The sequence below is a fragment of the Streptomyces pratensis genome (assembly GCF_037137275.1).
In the GTDB taxonomy this organism is placed as follows: Bacteria; Actinomycetota; Actinomycetes; order Streptomycetales; family Streptomycetaceae; genus Streptomyces; species Streptomyces pratensis_B.
Window position 1 is genome coordinate 55691 of record NZ_JBBBEN010000088.1, and the last position, 21909, is coordinate 77599.

17 protein-coding genes are annotated in these 21909 nt (G+C 73.4%); 14 read left to right on the forward strand and 3 right to left on the reverse strand.

From position 1 onward, the window contains the following. The 9 genes from V9U70_RS13855 to V9U70_RS13895 all read left to right on the forward strand — a co-directional run bounded on the left by V9U70_RS13855 (nt 1) and on the right by V9U70_RS13895 (nt 10928). Nucleotides 1-804 (forward strand): HisA/HisF-related TIM barrel protein, encoded by an 804-nt coding sequence (locus tag V9U70_RS13855; protein ID WP_336675186.1) that lies wholly within the window; start codon nt 1-3, stop codon nt 802-804. Nucleotides 805-860: 56 nt separating this feature from the next. After that, entirely contained in the window at nt 861-1820 is a 960-nt protein-coding gene (locus V9U70_RS13860; protein ID WP_336675445.1) for a zinc-dependent alcohol dehydrogenase family protein, read from the forward strand. Nucleotides 1821-1920: 100 nt separating this feature from the next. Continuing rightward, on the forward strand, nt 1921-5034 hold the full coding sequence (locus V9U70_RS13865) for an amino acid adenylation domain-containing protein (protein WP_336675188.1): 3114 nt from the start codon (nt 1921-1923) through the stop codon (nt 5032-5034). A 47-nt stretch (nt 5035-5081) separates the two neighbouring features. Beyond that, nucleotides 5082-5765 carry a heme oxygenase-like domain-containing protein gene (locus V9U70_RS13870; protein WP_336675189.1) on the forward strand — a complete coding sequence of 228 codons (684 nt, stop codon included), beginning with the start codon at nt 5082-5084 and terminating at the stop codon, nt 5763-5765. 293 nt (nt 5766-6058) lie between these two features. After that, nucleotides 6059-7087, forward strand: a complete 1029-nt coding sequence (gene argC / locus V9U70_RS13875; protein WP_336675190.1) for an N-acetyl-gamma-glutamyl-phosphate reductase — start codon at nt 6059-6061, stop codon at nt 7085-7087. Beyond that, nucleotides 7084-8238: a bifunctional glutamate N-acetyltransferase/amino-acid acetyltransferase ArgJ gene (gene argJ / locus V9U70_RS13880; protein ID WP_336675192.1), complete on the forward strand. Its 1155-nt coding sequence runs from the start codon at nt 7084-7086 to the stop codon at nt 8236-8238. Before argC ends, argJ begins: the two co-directional genes overlap by 4 nt. Continuing rightward, nucleotides 8235-9173, forward strand: coding sequence for an acetylglutamate kinase (gene argB / locus V9U70_RS13885; protein ID WP_336675194.1), 939 nt, complete (start codon nt 8235-8237; stop codon nt 9171-9173). The genes argJ and argB overlap by 4 nt, the downstream gene beginning before the upstream one ends. Next, complete coding sequence (locus V9U70_RS13890) at nt 9170-10366, forward strand: acetylornithine transaminase (protein ID WP_336675196.1); 1197 nt, start codon at nt 9170-9172, stop codon at nt 10364-10366. The genes argB and V9U70_RS13890 overlap by 4 nt, the downstream gene beginning before the upstream one ends. A 25-nt stretch (nt 10367-10391) precedes the next feature. Beyond that, nucleotides 10392-10928, forward strand: coding sequence for an arginine repressor (locus V9U70_RS13895; protein ID WP_336675198.1), 537 nt, complete (start codon nt 10392-10394; stop codon nt 10926-10928). Nucleotides 10929-10949: 21 nt separating this feature from the next. Here the strand turns inward: V9U70_RS13895 and V9U70_RS13900 are convergent, their stop codons facing one another. Next, complete coding sequence (locus V9U70_RS13900) at nt 10950-11651, reverse strand: L,D-transpeptidase family protein (RefSeq protein ID WP_336675200.1); 702 nt, start codon at nt 11649-11651, stop codon at nt 10950-10952. A 180-nt stretch (nt 11652-11831) separates the two neighbouring features. Here V9U70_RS13900 and V9U70_RS13905 point away from each other — a divergent pair, with 180 nt between their 5' ends. The 3 genes from V9U70_RS13905 (at nt 11832) to V9U70_RS13915 (ending at nt 15682) form a co-directional block, all read left to right on the forward strand. Continuing rightward, entirely contained in the window at nt 11832-13025 is a 1194-nt protein-coding gene (locus V9U70_RS13905) for an argininosuccinate synthase (RefSeq protein ID WP_336675202.1), read from the forward strand. Between the two features lie 86 nt (nt 13026-13111). Next, nucleotides 13112-14539 carry an argininosuccinate lyase gene (gene argH, locus V9U70_RS13910; RefSeq protein WP_336675204.1) on the forward strand — a complete coding sequence of 476 codons (1428 nt, stop codon included), beginning with the start codon at nt 13112-13114 and terminating at the stop codon, nt 14537-14539. A gap of 171 nt (nt 14540-14710) precedes the next feature. Continuing rightward, nucleotides 14711-15682 (forward strand): aldo/keto reductase, encoded by a 972-nt coding sequence (locus V9U70_RS13915; protein ID WP_336675206.1) that lies wholly within the window; start codon nt 14711-14713, stop codon nt 15680-15682. A 26-nt stretch (nt 15683-15708) separates the two neighbouring features. Here V9U70_RS13915 and helR read toward each other — a convergent pair whose 3' ends face one another. Both helR and rox read right to left on the reverse strand, forming a co-directional pair. After that, entirely contained in the window at nt 15709-17877 is a 2169-nt protein-coding gene (gene helR, locus V9U70_RS13920) for an RNA polymerase recycling motor ATPase HelR (protein ID WP_336675208.1), read from the reverse strand. Between the two features lie 103 nt (nt 17878-17980). After that, nucleotides 17981-19414, reverse strand: a complete 1434-nt coding sequence (rox, locus tag V9U70_RS13925) for a rifampin monooxygenase (protein ID WP_336675210.1) — start codon at nt 19412-19414, stop codon at nt 17981-17983. A gap of 364 nt (nt 19415-19778) precedes the next feature. Here rox and V9U70_RS13930 point away from each other — a divergent pair, with 364 nt between their 5' ends. Together V9U70_RS13930 and V9U70_RS13935 are read left to right on the forward strand one after the other, a co-directional pair. After that, a complete protein-coding gene (locus V9U70_RS13930; protein ID WP_336675212.1) occupies nt 19779-20330 on the forward strand; it encodes a TetR/AcrR family transcriptional regulator in 552 nt (183 codons plus the stop codon). Continuing rightward, a complete protein-coding gene (locus V9U70_RS13935) occupies nt 20327-21871 on the forward strand; it encodes an MFS transporter (RefSeq protein ID WP_336675214.1) in 1545 nt (514 codons plus the stop codon). Before V9U70_RS13930 ends, V9U70_RS13935 begins: the two co-directional genes overlap by 4 nt. Nucleotides 21872-21909 lie beyond the last annotated feature (38 nt).

Below are 21909 nucleotides of genomic sequence, written 5' to 3' on the forward strand. Positions count from 1 at the left end.
ATGACCCACGACAAAGCATCCCGCGGCCTCGAAGCACGATTCGCCGAGGCGGTGATCCCCTGCATCGACGTCGGTGAGGGACGCGCCACCGAACCGGCCGGCCACCCCGGTCTCTCCGACCCCGGGGACGTCGTCGAGATCGCGCGCGGCTACGCCCACGGAGGCTCCACGACGCTCTTCCTCGACGTCCTCGACGCGTGGGAGGACACCGGCTACCTGCCGGACCTGCTGGGGGAACTGGTGGAGACCGGCCTCGCGCCGGTCGTCTCCGTCCAACAGGGCGTCCTGCCCTCGCTCGCGGCGGGCGAGGGCCTGCTCGCGGCGGGCGCGGCCAAGATCTCGGTGAGCACCAGCATGGCAGAGGAGCCCGACCTCGTCGCCTCGGCCGCGGCCGAGTTCGGCGGTGACCGCCTCCTCGGCGTCCTCAACTGCGCGGCCGACGGACAGGGCGGGTGGCGCGTGCTCATCCACGGCGGTGACACACGCACCGGCCTCCAGGCCACGGACCTGGCGCGCCGGTACGGCGAGCTGGGCCTGGCGGCGGTGCTCGCCAACAGCGTGGACAGGGAGGGCACCTCGGCCGGGTACGACCTGCGCCTGACCCAAGCCGTGGTCCGGGCCTCGGGCCTCCCGGTGATCGCCTCGGGCGGCGCGGGCGCGGCCGGGCACCTGGCCGCCGCGCTGAAGCCGGGCCTCGCCTCCTACGTCCTGGTCAACAAGCTCGTGCACTCCGGGAAGGCTTCGATCGCCTCCCTCGGCGCGGAGCTGGCCGCCACCGGGCCCGCGGTGGGGCGCGGGCGGTGAAGGCGCTGGTCTTCGCACGGCACGGTGAACCCGAGCGAGTGCTCCGGCAGGCCGAGATGGCGGTGCCGGAGCCCGGCCCCGGAGAGGTGCGCGTGCGGGTGACGTCCCGTCCGGTCAACCCATCGGACCTGCTGTTCATCAAGGGCCGGTACGGGCGTCGGGCCCGCTTCACCACCCGCCCGGCCGCGCCGGCCGGCGGCGCCGCGGTCAGTGTCGCCGGCTTCGAGGGCGCCGGTGTGGTCGACGCCCTGGGGCCGGGCACGGCCGGCCCGCCGCCCGGCGCCCGGGTGGCCGTCGCCGCCGACGGCACCTGGCAGGAGTACGTCTGCGCCCCGGCCACGGCCGTGCTGCCGGTGGCCGAGCGCACACCTGCGGACACCGCCTGCCAGCTGACCGTCAACCCGTTCACCGCCCAGCTCCTGCTGGACGACCTCGGCCTCCGGGACGGCGGCACCGTGCTGCTGACCGCGGGCGCGTCCGCCGTCAGCCGCATGGTCGCCTGGCTCGCCCACCGACGCGGGGTGCGCTGCCTCGCCGCCGTCCGGCGGGCCGGGCAACTCCCGGCGCTGGAGCGCGGCGGCGCGGTCCCGCTGCTGGCCCGGACCCATGCCGACCTGGCCGAACGCGTCCGGGAAGCCACCGACGGCCGCGGGGTGGACGCCGCGCTGGACGCCGTCGGCGGGACCGCGGGCGGCGCCGCGCTGCGCTGCGTGCGCCCCGGCGGACAGTTCGTCTCCTACGGCCTGCTCTCCGGCCGGCCGCTGCCCGTGCCGCCCGAGACGCTGCTCTTCCGCCGGGTGCGCGTGTCCGGGTTCTGGCTGCCGGAGCGGCTGGAGCAGCTGCGGCGGCAGGGGGCGGCGGGCCTGCGGCGCCTGACGGACGAGGTCGACACCGCGGTGGCGGCCGGGCTCCCGGGCTTCGAGGTGGCCGCCCGCTACGCCCTCGGCGACCACGCCAAGGCCTTGGACCACGCGGTGCGGCCGCGCAGCACCGGCAAAGTCCTCCTCACCGGCTGACCGTGTCTCCGGCCCTGCCGCCGTGCCGGCCCCGCCCGTGCTGCGGCGACGACGTGCCCCCACCACGCGACCGTCATCCCCGATCACAGAAAGGTCTCCCATGACTCGCACCGGCCCCCACGACCACCCCGTTCCGGAGCAGGTCCGGCGATGGAACGCCACGGCTGCCGACTACCCGCGCGACGCGCTCATCCCCGGCCTCTTCGCCGAACGGGCCGAGCGCGAACCCGACGCCCTCGCCCTGCTCTGGCCCGGGGGACGGTGGACCTACCACCGCCTCCAGGAGCGCGTACGCCGGACGGCGGCCCATCTGCGCTCGCGGGGCGTGGACGACGGCGACACCGTGGCGATGCTCCTGGAGCGGTCCCCGGACGCCGTCGTGGCGGCACTCGGCATCCTCGAAGCCGGGGGCGTCTACCTGCCGCTCGACCCGGGGCACCCGGACGCCCGTCTGGCCGCGGTCCTGGAGGACTCCGGGGCCGGCCACGTGATCGCCCCGCCGGGCACCGCGCTGCCCGGTTCCTCGACCGCGGTGCTCGTCGCGCCCGACGAGGCCGCCGCCCATCCGCTGCCGCCGCGCGAGACCCTGTGGACGGGCGGGCGCCGGGCGACCGACGCCGCCTACATCGTCTACACCTCCGGGTCGACCGGCACACCCAAGGGGGTGGTCTGCTCCCACCGCGGGCTGGTCCGGTTCGCCGCGGCCGACCATCCGTCGATCCCGGGGCCCGGCGAGCGGCTGCTGGCCACCACCAACCCGACGTTCGACCTGTCCTGCTACGAGTTCTTCTGCACCCTGCTCAACGGCGCCTGTCTGGTGCTGCCGGAGCCGGAGGCCCCGCTGGACACGGAGTCGCTGGGCGCGGTCCTGCGCGACCAGGGGATCACGGTGGCCTGGCTGAGCGCCGGGCTGTTCCACCAGCACGCGCAGGCGGCGCCCGGCATGTTCGCCGGCCTCCGGTGCCTGATGGCGGGAGGGGACACGCTGAGCCCGTCGGCCGTCCGGGCGGTGCTCGACCACGGCCGGCCCCGTTTCCTGGTCAACGGGTACGGGCCCTCGGAGAACACCGTGATCAGCACCGGCCACGTCATCGAGGAACTCTCCCCGCACGCCGAACTCGTGCCCATCGGCACCCCGTTGCCCAACACCACCGCCTATGTCGTCCGGCACGACGGGCGGCCGGCCGCCGTGGGCGAGGAGGGCGAACTGTGGCTCGGAGGCGACGGCCTGGCGCTGGGGTACCTCAACGCCCCGGAGAAGACGGCCGAACGCTTCCCGCCCGACCGCTTCGGCGACGATCCACAAGGGCGGCTCTACCGGACCGGCGACATGGCACGGTGGCGCGCGGACGGCGTCCTGGAGTTCCTCGGCCGACGGGACCGCCAGGTGCAACTGCGCGGTTTCCGCGTGGAGCTCGACGAGATCGAAAGCGTACTGAGCACCCACACCGACGTGCGCGAAGCAGCCGTCGACGTGCTCGGGGAAGGCGGCGGCGAGCGCCTGGGGGCCGCCGTGGCCTGCGCCCCGGACGTGGACGCCGAGTCCCTCGTCCGCCGGCTCCACGCACACGCCCGCGACCGGCTCCCGTCCTACATGGTGCCCGCCCGGATCGTCGCCACGGCGGAGCTGCCGCTGACCACGAGCGGCAAGGCCGACCGGAGCCGCCTGCTGGCCCTCGTCGGCGAGCGGGAGCCCGCCGGCGCCGGCGGGGACGCCCCCAGGGGCGACGCGGAGGAGGCCGTCGCCCGGATCTGGGGCGACCGGCTCGGCGCCGACGCGGTGGGCCGGGACGACGACCTCTTCGCCCTGGGCGGGACCTCGCTGCTGGCCACCCAGGTCGCCGCGGCCGTCCGGCGGCACTTCGACATCCCCGCCGAGCGCAGCGCGGAGCTGATCCGCAGCCTGCTGGACAACACCACTCTCGCCGCCTTCACCGCCCGGGCCCAGGAGCTGGCCGACCCGGGGGCGGAGCCGGCCGGCGCGGACGGACGGCCCGACTTCGCGACCGAGGCGCGTCTGGACCCCGCCCTGCGGTTCTCCTCGCCCGCGGCCGCCGCCGAGGTACCGGGCACCGTGCTGCTGACGGGGGGCACCGGCTTCCTCGGCGTCCATCTGATCGACCGGCTCGTTCGCGCCGGGGCCGACCGGGTCTACTGCCTCACCCGCGCCCGGGACACAGCGGAGGGCGCCCGCCGGATCGCCGCCCGCATGCGCCGCTACGGCCTGGACCCCTCGACGTGCGAGGACCGTGTCACGCCGGTGCCCGGCGAGCTGGCCGCGCCGCGCTTCGGCCTGGGCGACGGCGAGTGGGACGCGCTGGCCCGCGCATGCGACCTCATCGTCCACTCCGGCACCAGCGTCAACTTCGCCTATCCGTACCGGGCGCTGGCCCCCGTCAACGTCGGCGGCACCCGCACGGTGCTGGAACTGGCCGGCGCCCACCGCCTCAAGACCGTCCACCACGTCTCCACGATCGGCGTCATCGCGGGTTTCGGCGCCGCCGGGGTGCGGCACGTGAGTGAGGACACCCCCCTCGACCACCCGGACCGGTTCTCGCTGGGATACATGGAGACCAAGTGGGTGGCCGAGCGCCTGGTCGGGCAGGCGGCCGAGCGGGGCCTGCCCGTGGCGGTCCACCGCCCGTACGAGATCACCGGCACCACGGAACGAGGGGTCTGGAACACCGACACGATGATGTGCGCGCTGTTCCGCACGATCGCCGAGAGCGGGCTCGCCCCTGACATACCGCTGCCGTTGGACTTCGTCCCGGTGGACTACACCGCTGATGTCATCACCCGGATCATCACGCACGAGAAGCCCGACGGCCGCGTCTACCACATCACCAATCCGCACGACGCACGGTTGGACCTGGCCGTCGAGCGGCTGCGCGCCATGGGATACGGCATCGAGAAGGCGCCCTACGCCACCTGGGTGGACACGGTGGCCCGGTGGACAGCCGAGGAGCCCGAACACCCGATGGCCCCGTACATCCCCCTGTTCACCGAGCCCGCCCACGGGAGCGGCATGTCCGTCAAGGAGATGTACTTCGCCGGCGCCTTCCCCGCGTTCGACCGGGAGAACACCGAGCGGGCCACGGCCGGGAGCGGACTGGAGTGCCCGCCGGTCGACGCCCGGCTGATCGACCTCAACCTGCGCCACCTCCGCGACGTCGGCTACCTGCCCCCGCCCGAGGCGCGGACACCCGCCCACTGAGCGGAACCCCCCTGCCTCCGGAAGAACGGCGAACAGAAGGGAACCCCATGAGCACCACGAACCCCATGAGCACCACGCACCACACCGAAGCCCAGCGGGCCGTCGCAGAGGTCGAACGCCTCCGAGGGCTCCGCCCGGTCGGCAACCCGCTGCCGGAGACCGTGGCCCGGGGCGGGGACCCCACCGCCCATCTGCGGCGCCTGGTCGCCATCGAAGCACAGTGCCACGCGGCGGAACTCGCCGCCTACGGCACCCTGCTCGCCCGCTTCCGCAGCGACCGCGCCACCGAGCTCTGGCTAACCTTGGCCCGGCTCGTCCAGGAAGCGACGCCCAAGCTGCGCGAGGTCGCCCGCCTCCTGGGACTGACGGAGGCCGACCTGACGCGCCGGTCCGCCGAACGCGGCGCCTACGCGTTCAACGGAGCCCTGTCCTGGGTGGCGCTGACCGGCTGTCAGGCGGCTGCGGCCCTGGCCATGCACACCGACATGGTCGTCTACTTCAGCGGAGGGACGGCCGTGGCCGGCCGACTGCGCGAGGCGGGAGCCGACGTCCCGCAGGAGTTCGTCGCCTACTACGACGACGCCGGCGATGACGCCCTGCGCGAGCTGGCGCTCGAGGTGGCTCAGGAGGGCCTGGACCGCGGCGACGACCCGGACGAGGCCGTCTTCCACGCCCGCCGTGTCGAGGAGGCCATCGGCGACATCTGGGCCACGGCCGCGATCACGGTCTGAGGCCGCAGACCCGTGGCCGGGGGCGGAGCCCGCTCCCCGGCCGCGTATCTGCGCGGAAGCCGTCCCGACCGGGCCGCCGTGCCGGCGCGGTCGCCGTCCGGACCGGGAGCTCCACGACCCGACGGAACCGGGCCCGGGTGTATCGGGCGACGATCACCGAGTGGTCGGTGCGAGGTCGTCGATCCAGCTCACGGAGGCCCGCAGGGGGCCCGGCCCGGTGGCCCCCGAGAGGGTTCTTTGCATAAAAGTGCAATGTTGCGTATAGTCATGCCATCAACGATGGAGGGTGGCCGATGGTCGTACGTGCAGCGGTGGCAGGGGCGAGCGGATACGCCGGCGGTGAGCTGCTCCGTCTTCTGCTGGCGCACCCCGAGGTCGAGATCGGCGTCCTCACCGGCCACTCCAACGCCGGACAGGCCCTCGGCCCGCTCCAGCCGCATCTGCGGCCGCTGGCCGACCGGGTGCTGGAGCCCACCACCGCCGGAGCCCTCGCCGGGCACGACGTCGTCTTCCTGGCGCTGCCGCACGGGCAGTCCGCAGCCGTCGCCGAGCAGCTCGGCGCGGAGGTCCTCGTCGTCGACATGGGGGCCGACTTCCGGCTGAGGGACGCCGGTGACTGGGAGGCGTTCTACGGCTCCCCGCACGCCGGGACCTGGCCGTACGGGCTCCCCGAGCTGCCGGGCGGCCGGGCGGCGCTCGCGGGGGCGCGGCGGATCGCGGTGCCCGGGTGCTACCCGACCGCGGTCTCCCTCGCGCTCTTCCCCGCGTACGCGGCCGGTCTCGCCGAGCCGGAGGCCGTGATCGTCGCCGCGTCGGGCACCTCCGGGGCGGGCAAGGCGGCCAAGCCGCACCTGCTGGGCTCAGAGGTGATGGGCAGCATGTCCCCGTACGGCGTCGGCGGCGGGCACCGTCACACCCCCGAAATCGTCCAGAACCTCAGCGCCGCCGCCGGTGAACCGGTCACCGTCTCCTTCACGCCCACCCTCGCCCCCATGCCGCGCGGCATCCTCGCCACGTGCAGCGCCAGGGCGAGGCCCGGCGTGAGTGCCGAGAGCCTGCGCGCGGTGTACGGGAAGGCGTTCGCTAACGAGCCGTTCGTGGACCTCCTGCCCGAGGGGCAGTGGCCCGCCACCGCCGCGGTGTACGGCTCCAACGCCGTACAGATCCAGGTCGCCCACGACGAGGCCGCCGGACGGATCGTGGTCATCTGCGCCATCGACAATCTCGCCAAGGGCACCGCGGGCGGGGCCCTGCAGAGCATGAACATCGCCCTCGGGCTTCCCGAGGACACAGGTCTCACGACGATCGGAGTGGCACCGTGAGCGTCACGGCAGCACAAGGGTTCTCGGCGGCGGGCGTCGCCGCGGGAATCAAGGAGAACGGCAACCCGGACCTGGCCCTCGTGGTCAACCACGGTCCGCGCCGCGCCGCCGCGGGCGTCTTCACCTCCAACCGCGTCAAGGCCGCCCCCGTGCTCTGGTCGGAGCAGGTGCTCAAGGGCGGCGAGGTCAGCGCCGTCGTCCTCAACTCCGGCGGCGCGAACGCCTGCACCGGTCCCAAGGGCTTCCAGGACACCCACGCCACCGCGGAGAAGGCCGCCGAGGTGCTGGACGGGCACAGCGCGGGCGAGATCGCCGTTGCCTCCACCGGGCTCATCGGCATCCCGCTCCCCATGGACAAGCTGCTCCCCGGCGTCGAGCAGGCCGCCGCCGCCCTCAGCGAGCACGGCGGTGAGAAGGCCGCCATCGCCATCAAGACCACCGACACCGTGCACAAGACCGCCGTCGCGGGCGGCGAGGGATGGACGGTGGGCGGCATGGCCAAGGGCGCGGGGATGCTCGCCCCGGGCCTCGCCACCATGCTCGTCGTCCTCACCACCGACGCCGACGTCGCCACCCCCGCGCTCGACGCCGCGCTCCGCGAGGCTGCCCGCACCACCTTCGACCGGATCGACTCCGACGGCTGCATGTCCACCAACGACACCGTGCTGCTGCTCGCCTCCGGCGCCAGCGGGATCACTCCGGAGCGGGACGAGTTCGCCGAGGCCGTACGGGCCGTCTGCGCCGACCTCGCCCGGCAGCTCATCGGGGACGCCGAGGGCGCGTCCAAGGAGATCCGGATCGAGGTGGTCAACGCGGCCACCGAGGACGACGCCGTCGAGGTCGGCCGCTCCATCGCCCGCAACAACCTCCTCAAGTGCGCCGTCCACGGCGAGGACCCCAACTGGGGCCGCGTCCTCTCCGCGATCGGCACCACGAAGGCCGCCTTCGAGCCGGACCGGCTCGGCGTCGCCATCAACGACGTCTGGGTCTGCAAGGACGGCGGCGTGGGCGAGGACCGCGAGCTCGTCGACATGCGCTACCGGGAGGTCAGGATCACCGCCGACCTCGCCGCCGGCGCCGAGTCGGCCGTCATCTGGGCCAACGACCTGACCGCCGACTACGTCCACGAGAACAGCGCGTACAGCTCATGAGCACCGCGCGGAAGCACACCGCACTCCCGAAGGCGCAGATCCTCATCGAGGCGCTGCCCTGGCTGACCCGCCACCACGGCAGGACCGTCGTCATCAAGTTCGGCGGCAACGCCATGATCGACGAGGAGCTGAAGGCCGCCTTCGCCCAGGACGTCGTCTTCCTGCGGCACGCCGGCCTCAAGCCCGTCGTCGTGCACGGCGGCGGACCGCAGATCAGCGCCCAGCTCGACAAACAGGGTCTGGTCAGCGAGTTCAAGGCGGGGCTGCGGGTCACCACCCCCGAGGCGATGGACGTCGTCCGGATGGTGCTCGCCGGCCAGGTCCAGCGTGAACTCGTGGGACTCCTCAACCAGCACGGGCCGCTCGCCGTCGGCATGACCGGCGAGGACGCCCACACCATCACCGCCGTGCAGCACCGGCCCACCATCGACGGCGAGGCGGTCGACATCGGCCGGGTCGGCGAGATCACCGCCATCGACACCGGGGCCATCCAGGCACTGCTGGACGACGGCCGTATCCCGGTCATCTCCTCCATCGCCCGTTCCGACGACGACCACCACGTCTACAACGTCAACGCCGACACCGCGGCCGCCGCGCTGGCGGCCGCCCTGAACGCCGAGACGCTGATGGTCCTCACCGACGTCGAGGGGCTGTACGAGGACTGGCCCCACAGCGACGACGTGATCAGCCGGCTCACCGCGAGCCAGCTGGAGAAGCTGCTCCCCGAGTTGTCCAGCGGCATGGTCCCCAAGATGCGGGGCTGTCTGCACGCCGTGCGCAACGGCGTGCAGACCGCCCGCGTCATCGACGGCCGGGTCCAGCACTCGATCCTGCTGGAGATCTTCACCGACGAGGGCATCGGCACGATGGTCGTGCCCGACGCCCCCGTCCACGTCCACGGAACACCCACGGCACACGGGCAGGGGGCCTCATGACCGGCACCGGACTCACCGCACGGTGGCAGGGCGCGCTGATGGACAACTACGGCACGCCGCGGCTGCCGCTCGTCCGCGGCGAAGGGGCCCACGTCTGGGACGAGAGCGGCGCCCGCTACCTCGACTTCGTCGGCGGGATCGCCGTCAACGCCCTCGGCCACGCCCACCCCGCCGTCGTCGAGGCCGTCTCCACGCAGATCGCCTCCCTGGGGCACGTGTCGAACCTGTTCATCGCGGAGCCGCCCGTCGCGCTCGCGGAGCGGCTGCTCCAGCTCTTCGGCCGTCGGGGCCGGGTCTTCTTCGCCAACTCCGGCGCGGAGGCCAACGAGGCAGCCTTCAAGATCGGCAGGCTCACCGGGCGCACCCACATGGTCGCTGCCGACGGCGGGTTCCACGGCCGGACGATGGGCGCGCTGGCCCTCACCGGTCAGCCGGGGAAGCAGGAGCCGTTCCGGCCGCTGCCCGGCGACGTCACGCACGTGGCGTACGGGGACGCCCAGGCGCTGCGGGCCGCGGTGACCACCGACACCGCGCTGGTCGTCATCGAGCCGATCCAGGGCGAGAACGGTGTCGTCGTGCCGCCCAAGGGCTATCTGGAGGCCGCCCGGGAGATCACCCGGGCGACCGGCGCCCTGCTCGTCCTGGACGAGGTGCAGACCGGCGTCGGCCGCTGCGGGCACTGGTTCGAGCACCAGGCCCACCAAGGAGTCGAGCCGGACATCGTCACCCTGGCCAAGGGGCTGGGCGGCGGCCTCCCGATCGGCGCGACGATCGCCTTCGGGCCGACGGCCGACCTCCTGGAGCCGGGGCACCACGGCACGACGTTCGGCGGCAACCCGGTCGCCTGCGCCGCCGGGCTCGCCGTCCTGGGCACCCTCGCCGCGGACGGGGCGCTCGATCACGTCAAGCGGCTCGGGGAGAAGATCCGCGACGGCGTCGAAGCGCTGGGACACCCGCTGGTCTCCCACGTCCGCGGCCGCGGCCTGCTGCTGGGTATCGTGCTCACCGGACCCCTCGCACCGCAGGTGCAGCAGGCGGCCCAGGGAGCCGGCCTCCTGGTGAACGCGCCCGCCCCCGATGTCGTACGGCTCATGCCGCCGCTGATCATCGGAGACGCGGAGGTGGACGCGTTCCTGGAGATCCTGCCGAGCGCTCTCGACGCGGCACACGGGGACGGACGATCCGGAGCATGAGCCTCCGGAGAATGAGGCGACGACGATGACCGAGGCGCAGGAAACCGAGCAGGGCGGACCGTCCGTGCCGCAGACCCGCACCGCCCGCCACCGCCGGATCGTGGACATCCTGAACCGGCAGCCGGTCCGGTCGCAGAGCCAGCTCGCCAAGCTGCTCGCCGACGACGGGTTGAGCGTCACCCAGGCGACCCTCTCCCGCGACCTCGACGAGCTCGGCGCGGTCAAGATCCGCAACACCGGCGGCGAGCTGATCTACGCGGTGCCGAGCGAGGGCGGTTTCCGCACCCCGCAGGCGCCGCTGGGCGGGTCGGCGAAGGAGGAGCGGATGCGCAGGCTCTCGGCCGAACTGCTCATCTCGGCGGAGGCCTCCGCCAACCTCGTGGTGCTGCGGACCCCGCCGGGCGCGGCCCAGTTCCTCGCCTCGGCCATCGACCAGGCCGAACTGCACGACATCCTCGGCACCATCGCGGGCGACGACACGCTGATGCTCATCAGCCGCGACCCGAACGGCGGCCAGGCGCTCGCCGACCATCTGCTGCGCCTCGCCCAGAACGACCGCTGAGCGGCCCCGTCCAGCGGCCGGTCAGTAGCGGGTGATCGCGGTCGGGCCCGACGAGGTCCCGACCGCGATGTGCGGCCGGCGCGCCGGCCGCGCCCAGGCCAGGATCTCGGCCATGGCGTCCGCCGGCACGGAGACGCAGCCGGCGGTCGCCCCGCGCCCGTTCACATGCAGGAAGATCCCCGCGCCCCGGCCGCGCACCGGGCGGTCGTAGTTGAAGCCGATCACCAGCGCCCGGGCGTACTGCGTGCCGTAGGAGACCAGGTGCTCGGCCTCCTCCGCGCGGCAGTCGGCGGGCCGCGGCTCCACCCACCGGTTGTACGCCCGCGAGGCGTTGTCCTGGCACCACCAGGAGTCCGGGCCCACCGCGCGGTAGGGGTACGTCGACCCGGCCGGGGCCTTGTCGACGCCGAAGGCGTACGGAAGGTCGTACAGGCCGGTGGGCGTGGTGCCGGCGCCCTGCTCCCGGGTGCTCCCCTCGACCAGCCCTCCCGACCCGAAGCGCGCGGGCGCCGATCCGGCTTCTGCCCACCGCCCCCCGCGCCGCTCCCACCAGGTCACCGTGCCCGTGGTCGAGCCGGTGTGCGGGGCCTCCGCGGTGATCAGCTGGGAGCCGCCGCCCGTGTCGGCCATCCGGTCGGGCAGGGGAGGGGCGTCGGCCCGCCCGGCCCCGAGGGACCCGGCCAGGGCGAGGAGCGCGGCGACGGCCGCCAGTGGTCTGCGCATGCTCCGGACCGTACGGCGAGCGGGCCGCGCGCCCCACCGGGCCTGCTCCGAACGGCCCAGCGGCCCCCTGCGGCAGGTGCGGGCGGCGACCGCTTCCCCGCTCCGACCCGCCCCTTTGACAAACCATACAGAGGACTGCATAGTTATACCCATCAGTGATTGCACCGTAAGGAGAAACCCGTGACCGAGCGCGTCGTACTCGCCTACTCGGGCGGCCTGGACACCTCCGTCGCCATCGGCTGGATCGCCGAGGAGACGGGCGCCGAGGTCATCGCCGTCGCCGTGGACGTCGGCCAGGGCGGCGAGGACCTGGACGTCATCCGCAAGCGCGCGCTCGCCTGCGGTGCCGTCGAAGCCGAGGTCGCGGACGCCAAGGACGAGTTCGCCGAGGAGTACTGCCTCCCGGCGATCAAGGCCAACGCCCTCTACATGGACCGCTACCCGCTGGTCTCGGCCCTCTCGCGGCCGACGATCGTCAAGCACCTCGTCGCCGCCGCCCAGAAGCACGGCGCCGGGATCGTCGCCCACGGCTGCACCGGCAAGGGCAACGACCAGGTCCGCTTCGAGGCCGGCATCTCCGCGCTCGGACCCGACCTGAAGTGCATCGCCCCGGTCCGCGACTACGCGATGACCCGGGACAAGGCGATCGCCTTCTGCGAGGAGAAGAACCTCCCGATCGCGACCACCAAGAAGTCCCCGTACTCCATCGACCAGAACGTCTTCGGGCGCGCCGTCGAGACGGGGTTCCTCGAGGACATCTGGAACGCGCCGATCGAGGACATCTACGAGTACACCTCGAACCCGGCCGCCCCGCGCGAGGCCGACGAGGTCGTCATCTCCTTCGAGGAAGGCGTGCCGGTCGCGATCGACGGCCGCCCCGTCACCGTCCTCCAGGCGATCCAGCAGCTCAACGAGCGCGCCGGCGCCCAGGGCGTCGGCCGGATCGACATGGTCGAGGACCGGCTCGTGGGCATCAAGTCCCGCGAGGTGTACGAGGCGCCCGGCGCGATCGCGCTGATCACCGCCCACCAGGAGCTGGAGAACGTCACCGTCGAGCGCGAACTGGCCCGCTACAAGCGGCAGGTCGAGCAGCGCTGGGGCGAGATGGTCTACGACGGCCTGTGGTTCTCCCCGCTCAAGCGCGCGCTCGACGGCTTCATCAACGAGGCCAACCAGCACGTCACCGGTGACATCCGGATGACCCTGCACGCCGGCCGTGCCGTCGTCACGGGCCGCAGGTCCGACGCGTCGCTGTACGACTTCAACCTCGCCACCTACGACTCGGGCGACACCTTCGACCAGTCCAAGGCGCAGGGCTTCATCGAGCTGTTCGGCCTCTCGGCCAAGATCGCGGCCAAGCGCGACCTCGCCTGACCCCCCTTCGTTGAACAGCCGCCTCCCCGTCCTCCGCGGCGGGGAGGCGGACGCATATCCGTCCCCTGGCCTTTGAGGAGCACGCAGTGAGCAGCAACAACGGTGACGTCCGGCTCTGGGGCGCGCGATTCGCCGACGGACCGGCAAAGGCGCTGGCCAAGCTGTCGGCCTCCGTCCACTTCGACTGGCGGCTCGCGCCCTACGACATCGCCGGCTCCCGCGCCCACGCCCGCGTCCTCACGAAGGCGGGCCTGCTCACCCAGGACGAGCTGGCCCGGATGACCGCCGGTCTCGACCAGCTCGAAGCGGACGTCTCCGACGGGTCCTTCACCGGCACCATTGCCGACGAGGACGTCCACACCGCGCTGGAGCGCGGGCTGCTGGAGCGCCTCGGCCCCGACCTCGGCGGAAAACTGCGGGCCGGCCGCTCGCGCAACGACCAGATCGCCACGCTCTTCCGGATGTACCTGCGCGACCACGCCCGGATCATCGGCTCTCTGATCGCCGACCTCCAGAGCGCGCTCGTCGGCCTGGCGGAGGCCCACCCGGACGTCGCGATGCCCGGCCGGACCCATCTCCAGCACGCCCAGCCCGTGCTCTTCGCCCACCACGTGCTCGCCCACGTCCAGTCCCTGTCCCGGGATGCCGAACGGCTGCGCCAGTGGGACGAGCGGACGGCCGTCTCCCCGTACGGCTCCGGGGCCCTCGCCGGGTCCTCGCTCGGACTCGACCCGGAGGCGGTCGCCGCCGACCTGGGCTTCCAGCACGGTTCGGTCGCCAACTCGATCGACGGCACCGCCTCGCGGGACTTCGTCGCGGAGTTCGCGTTCATCACCGCGATGATCGGCGTGAACCTCTCCCGGATCGCGGAGGAGGTCATCATCTGGAACACGAAGGAGTTCTCCTTCGTCACCCTGCACGACGCCTTCTCCACCGGCTCCTCGATCATGCCCCAGAAGAAGAACCCGGACATCGCGGAGCTGGCCCGCGGCAAGTCCGGCCGCCTCATCGGCAATCTGACCGGGCTGCTCGCCACGCTCAAGGCGCTCCCGCTCGCGTACAACCGCGACCTCCAGGAGGACAAGGAGCCCGTCTTCGACTCCTGCGACCAGCTCGAAGTCCTGCTGCCCGCCTTCACCGGCATGATGGCCACCCTCACCGTCAACCGTGAGCGCATGGAGGAGCTGGCCCCGGCGGGCTTCTCGCTCGCCACCGACATCGCGGAGTGGCTGGTCAGGCAGGGCGTCCCGTTCCGGGTGGCGCACGAGGTGGCCGGCGCGTGCGTCAAGGAGTGCGAGCGCCACGGCATCGAGCTCGACCAGCTCACCGACGAGCAGTTCGCCAGGATCTCCGAGCACCTCACCCCGGAGGTCCGCACGGTCCTGAACGTGCGAGGAGCGCTCGCCTCCCGCAGCGGCCGGGGCGGAACGGCCCCCTCCGCCGTCGCCGTACAGCTCGCCGAGGTGAAGGACGACCTGGCCGCCCAGCACGCCTGGGCGTCGGCACGGCAGTAGCGACCGCCCCCCGGGCAGAGGTCGACGGGCCCCCGGGCGCCCCGGGGGCGCCCGGGGGCCGGCCGGAGGGACGCGCCGCGCGGGCCGGTTCGGGTCGGGTGTACGAACGGTGTCGCGGGCTACGTTCACCCGGGTAGGAGTCTTCAGACCCCCGACCCAGAGGAGCCCGCGATGCCCTTCGCCGCCCTGGCCGCCGCGACGACCCCGACCGCCCACATCGGTCTCGGCCTGGCCGCCGTCGGGAGGCCCGGCTACATCAACCTCCACCGAGACCGGGACCTGCCCGCCGACCGCAGCGTCGACGCCCTGCGCGACCGCACCCACGAACTGCTGGACGCGGCCTACGCGCAGGGCGTCCGGTATGTCGACACGGCCCGCTCCTACGGGCGGGCCGAGGAGTTCCTCGGCGAGTGGCTCGACGCCCGGCCCGCGTTCACCGACCTGGTCGTCGGCAGCAAGTGGGGCTACACCTACACCGCCGACTGGAACGTCCAGGCGCAGGCCCACGAGGTCAAGGACCACAGCCTCGACGCCTTCGAACGCCAGCACGCCGAGACCCGGGCCCTCCTCGGCGACCGGCTCGCCCTCTACCAGGTCCACTCGGTCACCCCGGACAGCCCGGCCCTCACCGACCAGGAGCTGCAGAGGCGTCTCGCGGCCCTGGCCGCCGACGGGGTCTCCGTCGGCCTCTCCACCAGCGGGCCCGCCCAGGCCGACGCGATCCGGGCCGCGCTCGCCGTCAGGGTCGACGGCGAACGCCTCTTCCGTACCGTCCAGGCCACCTACAACGCCCTGGAGACCTCCGCCGGGGCAGCGCTCGCCGAGGCGCACGACGCCGGGCTCACCGTGATCGTCAAGGAAGGGCTGGCCAACGGCCGCCTGGCCGGCGACCAGGCGCCCGCCGTCGTCCAGGAGATCGCCGCCGACGCCGGCGTGGGCGGCGACGCGGTCGCCCTCGCCCTGATCCTGCACCAGCCCTGGGCCGGGGTGGTCCTGTCCGGGGCGGCCACGGTCCAGCAGCTCGCCGGTAACCTGCACGCCGCCGTCGTCGACCTGGACGACGAGCAGCGGGCCCGGCTCGACGCCCTCGTCGAGGAGCCCGAGGCCTACTGGCGCCACCGGGCGAGCCTGCCCTGGGGCTGAACCGGTCCGGGCGGCCCCGGCCAGGTTCAGGTGCTCGTGAGGACGACGAGCCGCTGGGTCGCCCGGGTCATCGCCACATAGCGGTCGACCGCCCCCGCGACGCCCTCGCCGAACCGGTCCGGGTCCACGAGGACGACCAGATCGAATTCCAGGCCCTTCGACAGCTCCGGCGTCAGCGACCGCACCCGGGGCGTCGCCCGGAACGTGGGGTCGCCGATCACACAGGCGGTCCCGTCGTCGTGCTCGGCCAGCCAGGCGCCGAGCACCGCCTCCAGCTCGTCGGCCGCGCCGTGGGCGACCGGGACGCCGCCGCTGCGGACGGACGTCGGGACGTTGGCGTCCGGGAGCACGGCACGGACGACCGGCTCGGCCTCCGCCATGATCTCCTTCGGGGTGCGGTAGTTGATGGTCAGGGAGGCCAGCGCGATCCGGTCGAACCCGACCCGCTCCAGCCGCTCCCGCCAGCTCTCGGGGAACCCGTGCCGGGCCTGCGCGCGGTCCCCGACGATCGTGAAACTCCTCGACGGGCACCGCGCCAGCAGCATCTGCCACTGGGCGTCGGACAGCTCCTGGGCCTCGTCCACGACGACGTGGGCGAAGGGCCCGGCGAGCAGATCGGCCTCGGCGCCGTCCGCTCCGCCGTCGCCGTCGACCAGGGCGTCCTGGAGGTCCCGGCCGTGCAGCATCGCCAGCGCGCCCTCGCCGTCGGCGTCCGCGTCGACCAGGGTCTCGTCCGCGAGCAGGCTGTCGATGACCTGCGCCATGTGCGCGCGCTCGGCGGCGACGGCGGCGTTCCGCCGACGTCTGCGCCGTGACGCCTCCGGGTCCCCGAGCCGCTGCCGGGCCGCGTCCAGGATCGGCAGGTCGGACACCGTCCAGGCGTGCGCGTCCGCCCGCTGGAGGCGTCCGACCTCCTCCGGGCTCAGCCAGGGCGCGCACCTGCGCAGGTAGGCGGGCACCGACCAGAGGTCCCCGACGAGGTCGGCCGCCTCCAGCAGGGGCCACGCGCGGTCGAAGGCCGCGAACAGCTCCCTGTTGTGCCGCAGCGACCGGCGCAGCGACTCCTGGGGGGCGTCGCCGTCGTGCTTGTCCACCAGGATCGTGAGGAGCTCCTCCCAGACCTGGTCGCGTGCCTCGTTGTGCTGGGCCCCGGGGCCCGCGGCCTCGAACGCCGAGGCCCAGTCGGCGGGGCTCAGCCAGACGTCGGACCAGTGGGTCTCCACCAGCAGCCCCTCCGCCGGCGGCTCCTCGTAGAACCGCACGGCCGGCTCGACCGCTTTCACCAGCTCCGCGGACGCCTTCAGGCGGGCCACCTCCGCATCGGCCTCGACCGTCGCGGCGGCCCCCTCGGCGACGAGGTCGCGCAGGGTGCAGGTCCGCACGCCCTCCTCCCCGAGGCTCGGCAGGACATCGGAGACGTATCCCAGATAGGGCTCGTGCGGGCCGACGAACAGCACCCCGCCCCGCCGGTGGCCGACACGGGGGTCGGCGTGCAGGAGGTACGCCGAACGGTGCAGGGCCACGACGGTCTTCCCCGTGCCAGGCCCGCCGTCCACGACGAGCGCGCCCCGCGAGCCGGCGCGGATGACGGCGTCCTGGTCGGCCTGGATGGTGCCGAGCACATCGCGCATCCGCGCGGAGCGGTTCTCGCCCAGGCCGGCGATGAACGCCGACTGGTCGTCGAGCGCGGCGCGCCCGGTGAGCCCGTCCGGGGTGAACACCTCGTCCCAGTAGTCGCTGACCCGGCCGCCGGCCCACCGGTACCTCCGGCGGCTCGCCAGCCCCATCGGGCGGGCGTGGGTGGCTCCGAAGAACGGCTCCGCCGCGGGCGAACGCCAGTCGATCAGCAGCCGCCGGCCCGTGCTGTCGGTCAGTCCGAGCCGTCCGACGTACAAGGGGTCACCGCCGTCCGCGCCGACCATGCGACCCAGGCACAGGTCCAGGCCGAAGCGGCGCAGGGTGCGCAGGCGGGCGGTCAGCCGGTGGATCTCCGCGTCCCGGTCCATCGCCTGTCGGCTCGCCCCGCCGGGGGCCCGGCGCTCGGCGGCCAGGCGGTACGTCAGCTCGGCGATGGACTGGTCGAGGCACTGGGCGATGGCGGCGAAGTGCTGCTCGTCAGCGGCGATCAGGGCCGGGTCGGCCTTGGGGGAGAGACGGTCGGGGAGGTCGAAGGCGCTGGAGGTCAGGGGCTTCACGGCGTCGGTTCCGTTCTGGGGCGCGGGTCGTCCCGGTCCAGGGCGAGGGGACCGGGGGAGGGGAGGGTCCGGGAGTACGGCGGCCGGGCGGCGGCCGGCATGCTCAGCCGACGGGCGCGCCGAACCAGCGCGCCAACGCGTCGAGCAGGCCGGACCCGTCCTCGCCGGCCCACGCCACGTGGCCGTCCGGCCGCAGCAGCACGGCTGGCGCGCCCAGCTCCGCGCCGACGTCCACCACGTGGTCGACCCGGTCCGACCAGCCCGCCGCCGACAGCCCGCCGGTCCGGTCGAGCAGCAGCCCGCGACCGTCGTGCATGAGCTCGTAGAGGCGGCGGCCCCGCCCCAGCGGGACGTCCCGCAGGCGCCGGCCGAGCAGCTCATGGCCCTCGCCGAGGTCGTAACGGACGTCGAGGGCGGTGATCATGCCGGTCACGTACCGGTTCACCTCCTCGAAGTCCATCAGCTTCGAGAACAGCTCCCGCAGCGCGGTCGCCCCCGGGTCGCTCCCGAGCAGCGTGATCTGCGCCCGCGTGTTGTCCAGCACACGGGCCCCCACCGGGTGCCTTTCCGCGTGGTAGGTGTCCAGGAGCCCTTCCGGCGCCCAGCCGTTGACCGCGGCCGCCAGCTTCCAGCCCAGGTTGAACGCGTCCTGCACACCGAGGTTGAGCCCCTGCCCGCCGGTCGGCGGGTGGATGTGCGCGGCGTCGCCGGCCAGCAGCACCCGGCCCACCCGATAGCGCTCCGCCTGCCGGGTGGCGTCGCCGAACCGGGACAGCCAGCGGGGCGAGTGGACGCCGAAGTCGGTGCCCGCGACGTCCCGCAGCCGCTGCGTGAACTCCTCCAGGGTCGGTGCGGCGGCCGCACGGTCCGCGGACACCTGGACGGCGGGCACGATGACGCGGAAAGTCCCGTCCCCGTTGGGGATGGCGCCGAACCGCAACTGCGTTCTGCGCACCTCCTCGACGACGGCGGCGACCGTCGCCGGGTCCTCCGCCATCTCCAGGTCGCCCAGCCATGTCTCGACCGTGGCGGGCTCGCCGGGAAAGGCGACGCCGAGCAGTCTGCGCACCGTGCTGCGGCCGCCGTCGCACCCGACGAGGTAGCGCGAGCGCAGACGCGTGCCGTCGGCCAGCTCCACCGTCACCCCCTCCTCGTCCTGGCTCAGCCCGGCCACGGCGCAGCCGCGCCGGAGGTCGGCGCCGAGTTCGACGGCCCGCTCGCCGAGCAGCCGTTCGGTCACCGGCTGAAGGGTGGACAGTCCGTACGGGTGCGCGGTGTCCAGCCGGTCCGGCCAGGGCTTGGGGATGCCGCCGAACATACCGCCCACCTGGAACTTCTCGCTGACCGCGAGGAACCGGTCCAGCAGCCCGCGCTGGTCCATCACCTCGACGCTGCGCGCGTGCAGGCCGCGCCCCCGGGACTCCGGGGTCGGCTCGGCCAGCTTCTCCAGTACGACCGTCCGCACGCCGGCCAGTCGCAGTTCACAGGCCAGCATCAAGCCGGTCGGCCCACCGCCCGCAATGATCACGTCGATCATCGTTCGTTCCCGCTTTCGTCGATGTTTCCAGGAAGCCGGACCCGTGGGCCCGGGCTTCGGCCGACGATTCTGCGGCACATGGGGGGCCTTGCCGCAAGGCCCCCCATGCGCTATAAGTTAAGAGTGGCAAGGAGTGGGTTCTCCTCCAACCGCCTCTCTTCTCCCTCCTCCCGCTGCGCGATGCGCTCGTGCCGTGCGCCTCCGTGGCGCGTGACCGCGAGGCCGAGCCGGTCGTGGGCGGCGCGGGCGTTATCGGCATTGCCCCCCGCCGACAGGCGTGCACCGTTCGGCCCCCGCGGTCCCGCCCGGGGCCCGGAGTTCCCTCGATGAGACGTATCTGTCTCATGTGGAATATGCTCGTCTCATGACTCTGGATCGTGAGCAGGTGCTGCGCAGCGCGGCCGCCCTGCTGACCCACAAATCGACCGCCACCATGGACGAGGTCGCCAAGGCCGCGGGCATCGGGCGGGCCACCCTCCACCGCCACTTCGCCGGGCGCGACGCCCTGGTGAAAGCACTGGAGGATCTCGGCATCCAGGAGTTCGAGGCGGCCCTCGACGCCGCCCGGCTCGACGAAGGCACCTCAGAGGAGGCGCTGCGGCGCCTCATCGCCGCCGTCGAGCCCAGCGCCGGTCTGCTGTCCTTCCTCGTCACCGAGAACCAGCTCTTCGAGGGCGACGAGATCAACGAGGGCTGGAGCCGGGCCGACGCCCGGGTCTCGGCCTTCTTCCAGCGCGGCCAGGAACGCGGCGAGTTCCGTATCGACCTCACCCCCGCCTGGCTGACCGAGGCCGTCTACGGGCTCGTCGGCAGCTGTGCGTGGGCCGTCCAGGTGGGCCGGGTCGCCGCGCAGGACTTCCAGCACATGATCGTCGAGCTGCTGCTCGGCGGAGCCCGCCGGAGCGTGGAGCGATGACCAGTGCCGACCGGCAGCCCGACGCCAGGGACGCCACGCACCGCCCGGGACGGTGGATCGCCCTCGCCGTGCTCGTACTCGCCGTGCTGCTGGTGGCCGTCGACGCCACCGTCCTCGGGCTCGCCACCCCGTTCCTCAGCGAGGACCTCGCGCCCACCGGCAATCAGCTGCTGTGGATCGGGGACGTCTACTCCTTCGTCATCGCCGGCATGCTCGTCTCGATGGGCAGCCTCGGCGACCGCATCGGCCGCAAGAAGCTGCTGCTGACCGGAGCCGTCGCCTTCGGCGCGGTCTCCGTTCTCAACGCCTACGCGACCACGCCCGAGATGATGATCGTGGCGCGGGCGCTGCTCGGCGTCGCGGGCGCCACCCTGATGCCGTCCACCCTGGCCCTGATCCGCAACCTCTTCCACGATCCGCGTGAGCGCAGCCTCGCGATCGGCATCTGGGGCGCGATGGCCTCGGCCGGCGCGGCGGTCGGCCCCGTCGTCGGCGGGTTCCTGCTGGAACACTTCTGGTGGGGCTCGGTCTTCCTGATCAACCTGCCGGTGATGGCGGTGCTCGTCGTCGTCGGCGTCAAGCTGATCCCCGAGTCGAAGAACCCCGCCCCCGGCCCCTGGGACCTGCTCAGCGTCTGTCTCTCGCTGGTCGGGATGATCGGAGTCGTGTACGCCATCAAGGAGACGGCCTCGCACGGGACGAGCTGGGAGGCCGGTGCGGCGGCGGTCCTCGGCGTGGCGGCCCTCACCTGGTTCGTCCGCAGGCAACTGCGGCTGCCCGCGCCCCTGCTGGACATGCGGCTCTTCCACCACCGGGGCTTCTCCGGCGCGGTCCTCGCCGACCTGCTGACCATCCTCGGCCTGTCCGGACTGGTCTTCTTCCTCTCCCAGTTCCTGCAACTGGTGCAGGGCCGGGGCCCGCTGGAGGCCGGCCTCGCCGAACTCCCCGCCGCCATCGGCGCGGTGACCGCAGGCCTGCTGGCCGGATACGCGGCCCGCCGGTTCTCCGTCCGCTCGGTGGTCGCGGGCGGACTCGCCGCTGTCGGGCTGGCGCTGGGGACGGTGACCCTGCTCGACCAGCACACCGGCTACCCGCTGCTCGGATCGATGCTGCTGGTCGTCGGCGTCGGCGCCGGGTTCTCCTTCACCGTCACCGCCGACGTCATCCTCTCCAGCGTCCCCCAGGAACAGGCGGGCTCCGCGTCCGCCGTCTCCGAGACGGCGTACGAACTCGGCGCGGCCCTCGGCATCGCCCTGCTCGGCTCCATCGTCACCGGCGTCTACCGGGGCTTCGCGACCCCCTCCGGCATCCCCGCCGACGTCGAGGCCGCCGCCCACGAGTCGCTGGGCGGAGCGGTCGAAGCCGCCACCGCCCTCCCCGCGGCCCAGGCCGCCCCCTTGGTCTCCGCGGCCCAGGAGGCCTTCGTCGAGGGGCTGCGGTCCGCCGCGGGCGTGGGGTCGGCCGTGCTGCTGGCGGCGGCCGTCGCCGCCTGGTTCCTGCTGCGGGGCCAGAAGCTGGAGGACGGCATCGAGCACCCCTGACCGTCACCGCCACGGCGGCACGCGGAAGGGCCCGCGTC